11 protein-coding genes are annotated in these 13501 nt (G+C 40.0%); 8 read left to right on the top strand and 3 right to left on the bottom strand.

Annotation, left to right across the window (positions count from 1 at the left end; all coding sequences use genetic code 11):
• Nucleotides 1–30: 30 nt before the first annotated feature.
• The gene (rpsD, locus tag AKG34_RS17775) at nt 31–633 is read right to left on the bottom strand and encodes a 30S ribosomal protein S4 (RefSeq protein ID WP_053347316.1); all 603 of its coding nucleotides are present in this window, start codon (nt 631–633) and stop codon (nt 31–33) included.
• A gap of 486 nt (nt 634–1119) precedes the next feature.
• On the opposite strand from rpsD, the gene AKG34_RS17770 reads away from it, so the two are divergent.
• On the top strand, nt 1120–2994 hold the full coding sequence (locus tag AKG34_RS17770; protein WP_053347315.1) for a sensor domain-containing diguanylate cyclase: 1875 nt from the start codon (nt 1120–1122) through the stop codon (nt 2992–2994).
• A gap of 41 nt (nt 2995–3035) precedes the next feature.
• On the opposite strand, the gene AKG34_RS17765 is transcribed toward AKG34_RS17770, so the two are convergent.
• On the bottom strand, nt 3036–3515 hold the full coding sequence (locus AKG34_RS17765; protein ID WP_053347314.1) for a free L-methionine (R)-S-oxide reductase MsrC: 480 nt from the start codon (nt 3513–3515) through the stop codon (nt 3036–3038).
• Nucleotides 3516–3668: 153 nt separating this feature from the next.
• On the opposite strand from AKG34_RS17765, the gene refZ reads away from it, so the two are divergent.
• Complete coding sequence (gene refZ, locus AKG34_RS17760; RefSeq protein ID WP_053347313.1) at nt 3669–4313, top strand: forespore capture DNA-binding protein RefZ; 645 nt, start codon at nt 3669–3671, stop codon at nt 4311–4313.
• A 14-nt stretch (nt 4314–4327) separates the two neighbouring features.
• Here refZ and hisJ read toward each other — a convergent pair whose 3' ends face one another.
• Nucleotides 4328–5131 (bottom strand): histidinol-phosphatase HisJ, encoded by an 804-nt coding sequence (gene hisJ / locus AKG34_RS17755; RefSeq protein WP_053347312.1) that lies wholly within the window; start codon nt 5129–5131, stop codon nt 4328–4330.
• Nucleotides 5132–5299: 168 nt separating this feature from the next.
• Here hisJ and ezrA point away from each other — a divergent pair, with 168 nt between their 5' ends.
• The 6 genes from ezrA to AKG34_RS17725 all read left to right on the top strand — a co-directional run bounded on the left by ezrA (nt 5300) and on the right by AKG34_RS17725 (nt 13438).
• Entirely contained in the window at nt 5300–6994 is a 1695-nt protein-coding gene (ezrA, locus tag AKG34_RS17750) for a septation ring formation regulator EzrA (protein ID WP_053347311.1), read from the top strand.
• A gap of 334 nt (nt 6995–7328) precedes the next feature.
• Entirely contained in the window at nt 7329–8477 is a 1149-nt protein-coding gene (locus AKG34_RS17745) for a cysteine desulfurase family protein (protein ID WP_053347310.1), read from the top strand.
• Entirely contained in the window at nt 8474–9685 is a 1212-nt protein-coding gene (gene thiI, locus AKG34_RS17740; RefSeq protein WP_053347309.1) for a tRNA uracil 4-sulfurtransferase ThiI, read from the top strand. The genes AKG34_RS17745 and thiI overlap by 4 nt, the downstream gene beginning before the upstream one ends.
• Nucleotides 9686–9767: 82 nt before the next feature.
• Nucleotides 9768–9974 carry an alpha/beta-type small acid-soluble spore protein gene (locus AKG34_RS17735; RefSeq protein WP_053347308.1) on the top strand — a complete coding sequence of 69 codons (207 nt, stop codon included), beginning with the start codon at nt 9768–9770 and terminating at the stop codon, nt 9972–9974.
• Between the two features lie 134 nt (nt 9975–10108).
• On the top strand, nt 10109–11692 hold the full coding sequence (gene mbcS, locus AKG34_RS17730; RefSeq protein ID WP_053347307.1) for an acyl-CoA synthetase MbcS: 1584 nt from the start codon (nt 10109–10111) through the stop codon (nt 11690–11692).
• Nucleotides 11693–11836: 144 nt separating this feature from the next.
• Nucleotides 11837–13438, top strand: a complete 1602-nt coding sequence (locus tag AKG34_RS17725; protein WP_053347306.1) for an amidohydrolase — start codon at nt 11837–11839, stop codon at nt 13436–13438.
• Nucleotides 13439–13501 lie beyond the last annotated feature (63 nt).

Genomic DNA, 13501 nt, shown 5'->3' with positions numbered 1-13501 from the left:
CATCCAAGGATGAGGTTTTTTTTGAAGTTATTAACGAGAGTAGAACTCAACGATAAGAGCTTCGTTAATTTCAGCAGGCAATTCAGAACGTTCTGGTAAACGAGTGAAAGTACCTTCTAATTTCTCAGCATCAAAAGTAAGGAAGTCAGGTACGAAGTTAGTTGCTTCAACTGATTCTTTAATGATTGAGAAGTTACGTGATTTTTCACGAACTGAGATTGTTTGTCCAAGAGACACTTTGTAAGAAGGGATGTCTACGCGACTTCCGTCTACAGTGATGTGACCGTGGTTAACAAGTTGACGTGCTTGACGACGTGTACGAGCTAAACCAAGACGGTAAACTAGGTTGTCAAGACGTGATTCAAGAAGAACCATGAAGTTTTCACCATGAACACCTTTAAGTTTGCCAGCGCGGTCGAACATTGTGCGGAATTGACGTTCAGTGATTCCGTACATGTGACGAAGTTTTTGTTTCTCTTGTAGTTGAATTCCATATTCAGAAATTTTTCTACGTTGGTTAGGACCATGTTGTCCTGGAGCATAAGGACGTTTTTCTAATTCTTTACCAGTACCTGTTAGGGAAATTCCTAAACGACGGGATAGTTTCCAGCTTGGGCCAGTATAACGAGCCATAGGATGACTCCTCCTTTAAATGTTTTTATTTTGGTAAAATAAAAACCGTGTGAATAAACGGTTATGACCATTTTGTTTTCATGTACCTTCGCCCTAGCAGCAGAGAGTTACGAGATACACCTCTGTATGGAGGAACAAAATGAGAACATAAAAGCTGTCACATAGGCTGCAATATTTTACACAAGGAGTATTGTATAATATTCTGCTCAATGAGTCAAGGACAGTTAGCTTTTCATTAAAAGGGAGTTTAAAGATAATCCAAGGGATAAAATTACAATTACATAAAAAAGCACTATTTTTGGGAGAGTTTTTCCGATGAAAGCGTTATAATAAGTAAAAAGTATGAATTTCAATAAATAGTTTCCTGGGAACTATTACTATAAGTTTCGATTAAATCTAGTTTTTTTTGCTTCGTTTTAAAGTGGGAGTATTATGAAACCTTAAAAGGTTCTTTAAAAAATAGGCTGTAATATAGGGATGATAGAGATGAAGATTAAAACAGCTCGGTTGATTAATGAATTAAGAGTACTTTTCTTTAAACACATACAGAATATGCAGGGTGAACTCCATTACGAAACATTCTTGGAGACTTTTTTATTTGAGACGAAAGACCTGTTAGGTATGGAAGAGGTAATGTTCTTTAAATTTGACGAGTGGAAACAGCAATTTTATAAAGAAACCTCTACCGGATGTTTTCACGATTATAACATGCAGGTTCCTGTACAAGAGTATATAGAAATGATCTTGAAAGAACAGAAAGATGATAGAGATGTAACAGTAAGTATGCAGCAGGAAGTAAAGGATTTCCAGACTGTTATACCACTTTGGGATAATGGTAAGGTCATTGGATTAACGGCCTTCAAAGAACGGAAAAATGGCTCCCTTACAAGTCTTACTCCGGAAGAAGGGGCTGCTTTTTCTAAAGAATTCACCACAATCTTGAAAGCTGCGTTATCAATTTCTAAGATATCAGATGAGGAAAGACGATATAAACAACTCTTCAAGGTCACAGAAAAATTTCATTCTTCAATGAACATGGACGCGGTCTTAGGGGAAATTATCTCGACGTTGCACACTGTTTACCCAACCTTTGATTATTACCTGCTGCTCTCCCATGATAATGACAGCCATGAAAACCTGCCAATCAAGGACCTCGAATATGATAGTGAGAATGTGGCTGCACTAAAGGCTTATGTAAACGGTAGCATACAATTTGAGGATCACTCATCTGAAAATCACTCTATTTTATATGCTCCTTTAAAAGGTAAACAAGGGGTCTATGGCGTTCTTCAGGTTATTGCGCCTAATACACTCGTGTTCCCTGAAAATGAAATTGAGTTTATTTCATTGTTGGCTAATACTGCTGGAAGTGCCTTGGAGAATGCCCAACTGTATCAACAATCAAAACGACTTGTTTCAGATTTACAGCTTATAAATGAGACATCACAGCATTTAAATTCCAATCTGCGCTTGAGTGAAACCATGGAATATATGAAGCAGCAAATTATAAAGTCCTTTCATGCTGATCAGACAGGATTTATTCTGCTCCATCCGGATGACAAAGTGAGTTTATTGACAGGAAGCTCTGAGTTTTTTGATTCAGAGGAGGCGAGTATGTATATAACTTTCCTGAAAGGTAAGATTGATGTTGATAAGGAATCACTGTTTATCGGGGATTTAAGTATTCATTGTCCGAATGAGAATGTTAAATATCATTCCCTAATGGCAGTTCCAATGATGGAAAGTAATGATGTTAAGGGATTCGCTGTTATTCTGCATAAGGAAGCCTATTTCTTCTCATTTGAAATGTTTAAGTTGTTACAGTCGCTTATCCACCACTCAAGTTTGGCGATGGTCAATTCCATGCTTCGTGAAGAACTTGAAAAAATGGTCATTACCGATCATTTAACCCGACTGTATTCAAGGAGTTATCTCGATGATAAAATGTCCCAATCCATGGAAGAAGATGAAGAGGGCACTTTCATTATGATTGATCTTGACAACTTCAAGAGGGTTAATGATACATATGGTCATCAGGTTGGAGATGATATTCTGATCCAGGTCGCTGATCTCATTCAACATAATATTCGTGATACGGATATCGGGGCCAGATGGGGAGGAGAAGAGCTAGCAATTTACCTTCCACGTGTTCCTTTAGCGTCAGGTGTTCGCATTGCCGAACGAGTAAAGGATAAGGTCTGGGAGAAATCCAATCCTAGAGTGACGATTTCCTGCGGCGTGTCTTGTTGGTCAAAAGAACATTTAGATAACATGAAAGAGGTAGTTAAAAGGGCCGATGAGGCGTTATATATTGCGAAGAATTCAGGGAAAAACAAAGTTCACGTACATGGAGTTCTGTAACAATAAAAGGGAGCGGCATGGATTGTCGCTCCCTTTTTACTCTATAAACGCTTGGTTAGGATGTCCGCGAATTTCTCGAGTCCTTGCTGATCGACTTCGTCAAATCGGTTCGTAATTGGGCTGTCGATATCAAGAACGCCAATTAGTTTGCCCTCCTTCATAAGGGGTATGACAATTTCAGAACGTGATGCAGCATCGCAGGCAATATGTCCTGGGAACTGATGGACATCATCGACGCGCAAGGTTTTTTTTGTGGCCGCTGATGTCCCGCATACGCCTTTGCCCATTGGAATGCGGACACAGGCTGGAAGGCCTTGAAAGGGTCCTAGCACCAATTGGCCTTCTTCAAGTAAATAGAAGCCGACCCAGTTAATCTCAACGAGAAATTGATTCAGTAAAGCAGCGGCATTACTTAAATTGGCTATCTGGTTTGGTTCATCTTCTATTAAGGCAAAGAGCTGTTTTTGGACAAGTTCATAGTTTTTTTCTTTTTTTCCTTGATACATTTCGACATTAAACAAAAGGGTTCACCTGTCTTCCTCATATTTTTACAGTACTTTCTAGTCAAGCCGATTGATTGGAGAGAAATTGTCGAGAACTTACTAAAGGATTCAAGCTCTTCAATGCAGAAATAGTCCACAAGACTTGTCTCAAAGAAAGCGAGGGATTGCCTAATGAATCGCCAGACGCCAACGAAACAAGCTATTGTGGAAGCTGCTTTACATTTATTTCATTTAAAAGGCTATCATGCGACATCCATACGGGATATTGCGAATAAAGCGAAAGTGAATGCTGCTAATATTGCCTACTATTTTAAAAATAAGCAGGGGTTGCTAGAATTCTGCTTCACTTCCTATTTAGAAGAGTATATTCTCGTCCTTGAGACGAACATGACGCTGCTGGATCATGAAGGTCCAAAGCAATGCTTGATGAATTTGGTAAAGGATATTCTTACATTCCAAAGAGAAAACTTCCTGGCAGCTCGATTTATATATGGAGAATCTTCACTCGATTCAAATTTAAACCGGGAAATTCATTCGACTTATTTTACAAAGGAAAAGTCTTATTTTCAATATGTTTTGGAACAAGGCATTAAAAGCAGAAGTTTTCAGTCGGTCTCTATCCCCTTGTATATGCTGCAACTAAAGGGCCTGCTATCGGCTCCGGTCCTGCATACCCATTATGCGATGGAGGTCCTTCATGTGTTCCCACAGGAAGCCTATTACACAAATTTATATGCTGAGGAAGTCGCTCGTTTTCTGCAAGATACATTATTTATTGCCGAAGACCTCCAGCCCCTGCTTGCGGGACGGGCCTGAAGTGTTTACGTGATTTACCCGTTGAATTCTGGAATCAACGATTCAAATCCCTGGCCTAAATCTTTAGCCTGGTGTGCATCGGAACCATAAATAAGCGGGATGCCAAGGTCTATGGCACGCTTTGCAAACCGTTCAGGAGGATAGGGCTCACGGCATAGCGGCTTTACGAACCCTGCTCCATTATAATCAAGTGCATATTGTTGTTCATTGATCATATCCAATACCCTGTAAACACGGTCGTCAAAGCTTTTTGCAGGTGGATATCGGTGCTGGAATTTATGAACAAGTGTAATATGTCCTATCCTTTTTGGCTTATAGATGCCTAGGTCAGCTGTGATTGATTTCTCTAAGGTATCGTAATATTTGTCATAAACTGCTTCGATGGAACCTAGTTTATTGGCAATCTCACCAAACGCATCATCACTGAAATCGATGCAATGCCAGTTGCTTTCCTGCTTTATGAAGTGGACGGAAAGAATGCTGTCATCAAGGAATTCGCCGACTTCATTGAGAAAATCTTTTGTTTCAGTTTCATAACCTTCTATAAAGTCAACCTCTAGACCACTTTTGATCAGGATTTTGTCTTTATAGTGTTCTTTCAGGACGCGGAGCTCTTGAAAGTAATCTAGGAGCATGGAAGCTTCCATACCGCTGTCTTTTTCAGGTGTTGGATCTTGAAAATTTCGTGGCAAAGGAGCATGTTCTGTAAATGTGATTTCCTTTAATCCTAGCTCAATTCCCCGCGTAATATATTCATCGAATTTGTCCGTAGAGCCGTGTGGGCAAAACGGAGTATGTACATGTCTGTCAGCTTTCATGGCCATTCCCTCCCAAAAAACCGGTATTTTGTAGCAATTTTCCACAAAAAAATCTTTTTCTCATCAAAAATTATTGCTAACATGGTATCATAAAAGCATTAAATTTAACATTTTTAAAATTGATATATAAAAGAGCGAGGCTGTAAGGACTAGAACAGGGGGCTTACCATGGATTACATACTTGGGATAATTGTATTAATTTTAATTTTTATTATTTGGGGTTATTTTTTCAAAAAGAGATTTTTTAAAGAGATTGATCGTCTGGAATCCTGGAAAATAAGCATCATGCACCGCCCCGTGCTAGAAGAGCTTTCTAAGGTCAAACAATTGAACATGACTGGTGAAACAGAGGAAATGTTTGAAAACTGGCGTATTGAATGGGACGCTATCATCACGGATCATATGCCGGAAGTCGAGGAGCTTTTATTCGATGCCGAGGAGCTTGTTGATAAATACCGTTTCAGCCGTTCAAAAGAGGTACAGCGGAAAATTACTGTCAAGCTGAATGAAATTGAAGAAATGATTAAAAAGATTCTTTACGAATTAAATGAACTTGTAGGCAGTGAGGAAAAGAATAGAATAGAAATTGAGGATATTAAAGAATCCTACCGTCAATTAAAGAAATCATTGCTTGCACACCGCCATAATTATGGGAAAGCTGCTGAAAAGCTAGAGGCCTCTTTGGATGAAGTACTGCAGATCCTTCAAAAATATGAAGAAGAAACTGAAAATGGGAATTATTTGAACGCTAGGGAGCTTGTACTTTCCATAAAGGAAAAGCTTGCAGTCTTATCTGCTAAAATGGAGATGCTTCCAAAATTATTGGTTGATAGTCAATCCGAGCTGCATTCTCAACTTCATGAATTAAAAGATGGATATGAGGAAATGTCCGGACAGGGGTATCTGTTAAGTCATATCCAATTCGAGCAGGAGATTTCACGGCTTGAAGAAGAACTGGATCTATATAAAACACAATTGGAAAATGCCGAAACTGAAGCTGTTGATAAAGGGATTAAAGAGATGCGTGAAAGTATTGACGTACTTTATGACCTTCTGGAGAAAGAAGTGCTTTCCAAACAGTATGTCTTGAAAAATGATGAAGTCCTCAGGAAAACGATAAGTGACCTTGAATATGAAAACGATAAACTCAAAGTTGAGACTATACATGTTCAACACACCTATCATCTAACTGAAAATGAGTTGGATGCACAACGGAAAATGGAAAAGCAAATTGTACAGATTTCGAAACGCCATCAATTGCTTGTCTTGAAGATGGAGGATAATGTGATGGCAAGCTCGCTTATCAGTGAAGAGATGCAAGGGCTTGCGGCACAGTTGAACGAATTGCAGGAATACCAGAAGGAATTTTCTGTTAAATTACAAGCTTTAAGAAAAGATGAAATGGATGCACGTGATTCACTGGCGGAGTTGAAACGGAAAATGGTTGATACAAGCCGTTTAATTGCAAAAAGTAATATCCCTGGTCTACCTGAAGAGTATAAAGTGGTGCTTTCTGATGCAAAAGAAAGCATAGATGACGTTCATAACAAACTTGAAGAAAAGCCGCTTGAAATGGCAGCTGTTTATATCTTTTTAGAAAAAGCAGTCAAACAGGTTAACAAGGTCTACGAAAAGGCACAAGAGCTAGTTGAGCATATGTATTTAGCGGAAAAAGTGATTCAATTCGGAAATCGCTACCGCAGCAGTCACGCTACCGTTGCCGATAGCTTAAGAGAAGCTGAAGCGAAATTCCACAGCTATGAATATCAAGCTGCATTGGAAACAGCAGCCGCGGCAATAGAAAAGGTCGATCCAGGCAGCTTACAAAAAATTGGAGAGAATATAGAAGAAGTTCTTTCCTGAAAACCCGCTATGGCGGGTTTTTTCGTGTGTTTTATTAATGGTAGAAACACATAAAGTTAAGATAACTTCATATTCGTTATCCAAAATATTGACTAAAAAAAGCGTGAAACGTGATAGATTTCTTGCAGAACGAGTTTTGAGAAGAAAATATAATCAATGTCTATTAAGACAATATCTATACAACTGGCCTTTCATGTTTTCACAGGTGTTTGACCAGCGTTTTACATTCTCTTTCAATTTCAACTATGTTAATATTAGAAGTCGCAACAACAACATTTGAAACGACATATAGAAGTATGACCATCATAGATACAAAAACATGGAAGGTGAACCCATGATTTATTTTGATAATAGTGCAACAACAAAACCATATTCAGAAGTGATTGAATCTTTCATAAAGGTTTCAACTGACTATTTTGGCAACCCCTCTTCGCTTCACGGGCTTGGGGTTCAGTCAGAAAAATTGCTTTCTGCTGCAAGAAAACAGATTGCTCAATTATTAAAGGTGAAAAGCTCGGAAATTTATTTTACTTCCGGGGGTACAGAAGGAAACAACCTGGCGATTAAAGGAGCCGCTTTTTCACATGCTAACCGAGGGAAACATATTATCACGACAGCAATTGAACATCCTTCTGTAGAAGATGCATGCCATTCATTAACGAAACAGGGATATGAAATTACTTATCTTCCTGTAAATGAATATGGTCAGGTAGCATTAGCAGATCTCAAACATGCTTTAAGAGAAGATACCATTTTAGTATCCGTTATGCATGTTAATAACGAAGTGGGCTCGATACAACCAATTGTTGAAATTGGAAAATTGTTGAGGGAATACCCACAGGTACTCTTCCATGTTGATAACGTTCAGGGGGCTGGAAAGATTTCTCTTTCACTGCGTGATGCTAATGTGGATTTATGTACCATATCCGGTCACAAAGTTCACGGCTTAAAGGGAACAGGTATCCTTTACATACGTGATGGCGTCCGGATTGATCCGCTTTTTCACGGTGGCAATCAAGAGACGAAAATCAGGAGCGGTACCGAAAATGTCGCGGGAATCGTCGCTCTTTCAAAAGCCTTCCGTATTAGTATGAACAACCAGTTGCTGTATCATGATAAGCTACAGCAAATCAATAAATATTTATATAAAGGTTTGCAAGAGATAGATGGAGTACTAGTTAACAGTCCTGAAGAGGGAGCACCTCATATTTTGAATTTTTCCGTTCCGGGACTCAAATCAGAAGTATTGCTTCATGCTCTGGAAGCGGATGGGATATATGTTTCGACGACTAGTGCCTGCTCTTCGAAAAAGAGAACGGTAAGCAAAACGGTAGATGCAATGTTCCATAATCAAGCTCGTTCCGAAAGTGTTATCCGAATCAGTACTACCTATAGCAATGAAATGGAAGAAGCAGAAAAAGTTCTGGCGGCGATACAGAAAATAGTCGCTAATTTAGAAAAAATAATGAGGGTTGCAAAATGAAATTTGATCATATAATTATTCGCTATGGCGAAATCTCTACGAAAAAAAGAAACCGTAAAGGCTTTGTGGACAAGATGAAGGCGCATATCCGCTGGAGTTTAAAGGATATCGAGGGCGTTGTGCTTACAGCCAATCGGGAACGGATGTATGTTCTCTTAAACGGGGTCGACCATAAGCCCGTCATTGAACGGTTAAAAGGAATTTTTGGCATCCAGTCTTTAAGTCCTGCGATTAAAATTGAACGTGATTTAGAAGTGATGAAAACGGCTGCGTTATATTATCTTAATCATACTCTTGAAGAAGTGGGCACGTTTAAAATCACGACAAAACGAGCAGATAAAGACTTTCCATACAATACCGATGAAATTAACCGAGCACTTGGCGGCCATTTGCTTCGCAACACGGAAGATTTAAAGGTGGATGTAAAAAATCCGGATTTGAATCTGCTTGTTGAAGTAAGACGCGAAGCAGTGTATTTAACGGGTGAGATCATTCAGGGAGCTGGTGGTCTTCCATTTGGTTCAAGCGGAAAGGCAATGCTGATGCTTTCAGGAGGGATTGATAGCCCTGTTGCCGGATTCCTATCCATGAAACGTGGATTGGATGTAGAAGCCATCCATTTTTACAGCCCTCCTTTCACAAGTGAGCGTTCACGTCAAAAGGTAATTGACTTGGCCGGCAAGCTTGCTGAGATAAATGGCAGCATGAAAGTGCATATCGTTCCGTTTACGGAAATTCAGCTGTTAATTCAAAAACAAATTCCAGAGAACTATTCTATGACGACAACTCGTCGTTTAATGATGCGAGTAGCCGATCAAATCCGTGAAAAAGAAGAAGCAATGGCACTGATCACCGGTGAAAGCCTTGGACAGGTAGCGAGTCAGACGATGAGCAGCATGTATGCCATCAATGAGGTGACGAATACACCGATTCTACGTCCGTTGATTACTATGGATAAAACGGAAATCATCAAAATTGCCAGAGAGCTCGATACCTTTGAAATTTCCAATCTTCCATACGAAGATTGTTGCACGGTCTTTACGCCAGCAAGTCCAAAAACTAAACCGAAACGTGAAAAAGTCAATTACTATGAAAGCTTTGTTGACTTCGAATCGTTAATTGCAAAAGCGGTGTCTGACACAGAAATTTTGACTGTTACACCGGGGCAGACATTCGATAATGAAGAAGCAATGGAAGACTTATTTTAATATCCTACAATTACCAATAAATAAGTACGAATGAAGCCATGTGTTTTAACACACTCTATAATCACAAGGAGGTGAAAAACACATGGCAAACAACAACAGCTCAAACGAATTATTGGTACCTGGAGTAGAACAAGCTCTAGAACAAATGAAATACGAAATCGCTACAGAATTCGGCGTACAGCTTGGTGCCGACACAACATCTCGCGCTAACGGTTCAGTTGGTGGAGAAATCACAAAACGCCTTGTTCAAATGGCTGAACAACAATTAGGCGGAGGATACAAACGATAATTTAATAAATATGGCTACAGAGAGCGGGTTCTAAACCCGCTCTCTTTATTTATTTGTAAAAATACATAGAAATATCAGAGGAGTATCTTGTATAATGAGTAGGTACTAAGAGTTCTTAATTGGAGGGGAAGAAAATGAAACGTGAAGATTTATTAGCTCCGGAACATTACAACTTAGTGAGTGAAATGGAACATTTTGCAAAAAATCCAGAAAAAGTTGCTGTACTTTGGGAAAGCGAATCCGGAGATAAAAAACAACTTACATATGAGAACTTATTAAAAAGTGCAAATAAAATCGGGAATGCCTTCCAGAAAAAGGGGCTTGGGAAAGGTGATACCGTCCTTATCATCATCCCACGTTTAGTAGAAGCTTATCAAGTGTATTTAGCCGCTTTAAAAATCGGCATGATTGTCATTCCATGTTCTGAAATGCTCCGTGCTAAGGATTTGGAGTTTCGAATCCATCACGGTGATGTAAAAGGAATTGTTAGTTATCATGAATACACTCATGAATTTGAGGAAGTAAAGGGAGCGGAAAACCTTCTTAAATTCTCAATTGGAAAACAAATGGAGAATTGGCTTGATTTGAATGAGCTTGCTGACGCGGAATCTGATCAGCTGCCTATGGCAGCTACAAAGAGTGAGGATATGGCCTTCTTATCGTATACTTCCGGAACAACAGGAAATCCCAAAGGAGTCGTCCACACACATGGATGGGCGTATGCCCATCTGAAAACGTCTGCAGCAAACTGGCTGGGCATTAGTGAAGGAGATGTGGTTTGGGCAACGGCTGGACCTGGGTGGCAAAAATGGATTTGGAGTCCGTTTTTGGCGGTTCTTGGCACAGGAGCAACTGGCCTTGCTTATCACGGAAAGTTTGAAGCGAAAAAATATCTACAGTTGCTGCAGGACTACAAAGTGAATGCGCTATGCTGTACACCAACAGAATACCGTCTGATGGCCAAGGTGGATAACCTTGACGACTATAATCTATCCGATCTTCATAGTGCTGTATCAGCGGGGGAACCTTTAAACCAAAAAGTGTTTGAGGTTTTTAAAAACCATTTTCATATCGAAGTCCGCGATGGATATGGACAAACTGAAAACACACTGTTGGTAGGTGTAACAAAAGGCATGGAAATTAAACTGGGCTCAATGGGCAAACCAACTCCGGGCAACCATGTAGAAATCATTGATGATACCGGTAAGCCTTGTCTTCCTGGTGTGGTAGGGGATATTGCAGTGCATGTAAATACACCTGCTCTCTTTAAAGAATATTTTAAAGATCCTGAGCGAACAGCGAAGCAATTCCGTGGTGACTACTATGTAACTGGCGATCAAGCGAAAATGGATGAAGAAGGCTATTTCTGGTTTGAAGGTCGTTCTGACGATATTATCATCAGCTCTGGATATACCATTGGACCATTTGAAGTAGAAGATGCACTCGTTAAACATCCATATGTGAAAGAATGTGCTGTTATAGCCAGTCCTGATGAAATACGCGGAAATGTGGTTAAAGCGTACATCGTGTTAATAGACGAAATAGATCCGAACAGCCCAGACTTAATCAAGACACTGCAAAAGCATGTAAAAGAATTGACAGCGCCGTATAAATACCCAAGGAAGATTGAATTTTTAGAAGAACTTCCTAAAACGACCTCCGGCAAAATCAAACGAGTAGATTTAAGGAAAAGAGAAGAGGCACTTCTTAATAATTAAATCAAAATCATTACCGTCAGCCCTCCGGCTGGCGTTTTTTTAATAACAGAGGATTTTTCAAAATCAAAAATATGGGAATTCATGAAATGAGATGTTACACTTACTGCATATTACGAAACATTTAATAAGGAGTGTAAAACGGGGATGGGAACGTTATGGTTCAATGGGTCGATTTATACGATGATAAAAGAAGAAGATCAAGTGGAGGCAGTCTTCACTGACAATGGTGTGATCGTTGATACCGGCAGGGTTGCCTATATAAAAGAAAAATATGCTGACAATATTTCCAGGGAAATCGACTTAAAAGGACAAACTATGCTGCCGGGATTAGTAGATAGTCATCTTCATTTGGTCGGGCATGGTGAACGACTGCTCCGTTTAGACCTTTCTTTGATGAATAGCCGGGAATCCATCATGAGTTCCGTAAAGAAAAAGTGCGAAATAACACCGGCTGGAAAGTGGATTGTTGCTGAGGGCTGGAATGAAAATGAATGGCCTAGTTCTGAATTGATTCTACGAGATGAACTAGATGCCATATCTACAGAGCATCCAATCGTTTTAAAACGGGTATGTCGTCATGCCCTGGTCGTTAATTCTCGTGCCCTTTTAGAAGCAGGGATTACAGAAGAAATAGAAGAACCGTCAGGCGGAGTAATCTGCCGTTATCCCGATGGACGTCTAAATGGTTTGTTTAAAGAAAATCAGGCCCAGAACCTTGTGTTAGACCGTCTTCCCGGCATTGACCAGGGCTATATCGAAAACGCGCTTACAGAGGCCATACAAGACGCATATAAGCTTGGTTTGACTGGTGGGCATACAGAGGATCTTTTTTACTACAATGGCTTCATGCCGACTTATCAGGCGTTTAAATCGGTCATTGAGGGCCGAAACATGACCTTTCGTGCCAATTTGCTCGTTCATCACCAAGCATTTGAAGAGATGCTGGCATCCGGTGGGCGGTATCAAGAAGGCACCCGATATATTAAATTCGATAGTATGAAGATATTTACCGATGGCTCATTAGGAGGACATACGGCCCTGTTGAGTGAGCCTTATGAAGATCAAAAGGATACGAATGGTGTGGCTATTTTCACTGAAAAGGAACTACAGGAATTGGTGCAAAAAGCAAGGCAGGCTGATATGCCAATTGCTGTTCATGCCATTGGTGATCTCGCATTTGATTATGTCCTGAATGCGATTGAAGCTTTTCCACCTAAAAAGGGTCTTCGGGACCGGCTTATACATGCACAGATTGTTCGCCCAGAACTCTTGGAGCGTGCCGCAAAACTACCGGTCATCTTTGATATCCAACCAGGTTTCGTACCGTCCGATTTTCCATGGGTCGAAGAAAAGGTTTCAGCAAAATTATTGGAATCCTCTTATGCCTGGAAAACGTATTTGAAGCTGGGGATCATTTGTGCGGGAGGGTCAGATGCACCGATTGAACCATTAAATCCAATTTTGGGGATTCATGCAGCTGTTACAAGGAAAAAGATTAACAGTGATGATGAAACAGTGTACGGCATGGATGAAAGGCTTTCTCTTTATGACGCTTTCGCGCTTTATACAAAAGGCAGTGCGGCTGCGATTGGTCTTGAAAACCGGCGTGGTCAGATCATAAAGGGATATGACGCCGATTTTACCGTGTTTAACCGGGATGTCTTAGCTATAGAGCCAGATGATCTTCTGAAAGTTGAAGCTGTCATGACGGTCATTGACGACCGAATAATGTATGATAAAAAATAACAGTTGCAAAACATGAAATAGGTAAGCAAAATATTAATAGGATTTCGATAAAGGAATGTAATT

The sequence above is a fragment of the Peribacillus butanolivorans genome (assembly GCF_001273755.1).
Taxonomy (GTDB): Bacteria; Bacillota; Bacilli; order Bacillales; family DSM-1321; genus Peribacillus; species Peribacillus butanolivorans.
This window is presented reverse-complemented; position numbering and strand designations above follow the sequence as displayed.

Bases quoted from the DNA above. Each gene is read 5' to 3' on its own strand.
- rpsD (WP_053347316.1), bottom strand. From the start codon at position 633: ATGGCTCGTTATACTGGCCCAAGCTGGAAACTATCCCGTCGTTTAGGA.
- thiI (WP_053347309.1), top strand. From the start codon at position 8,474: ATGAAATTTGATCATATAATTATTCGCTATGGCGAAATCTCTACGAAA.
- refZ (WP_053347313.1), top strand. From the start codon at position 3,669: ATGAATCGCCAGACGCCAACGAAACAAGCTATTGTGGAAGCTGCTTTA.
- ezrA (WP_053347311.1), top strand. From the start codon at position 5,300: ATGGATTACATACTTGGGATAATTGTATTAATTTTAATTTTTATTATT.
- mbcS (WP_053347307.1), top strand. From the start codon at position 10,109: ATGAAACGTGAAGATTTATTAGCTCCGGAACATTACAACTTAGTGAGT.
- AKG34_RS17725 (WP_053347306.1), top strand. From the start codon at position 11,837: ATGGGAACGTTATGGTTCAATGGGTCGATTTATACGATGATAAAAGAA.
- AKG34_RS17770 (WP_053347315.1), top strand. From the start codon at position 1,120: ATGAAGATTAAAACAGCTCGGTTGATTAATGAATTAAGAGTACTTTTC.
- AKG34_RS17745 (WP_053347310.1), top strand. From the start codon at position 7,329: ATGATTTATTTTGATAATAGTGCAACAACAAAACCATATTCAGAAGTG.
- hisJ (WP_053347312.1), bottom strand. From the start codon at position 5,131: ATGAAAGCTGACAGACATGTACATACTCCGTTTTGCCCACACGGCTCT.
- AKG34_RS17735 (WP_053347308.1), top strand. From the start codon at position 9,768: ATGGCAAACAACAACAGCTCAAACGAATTATTGGTACCTGGAGTAGAA.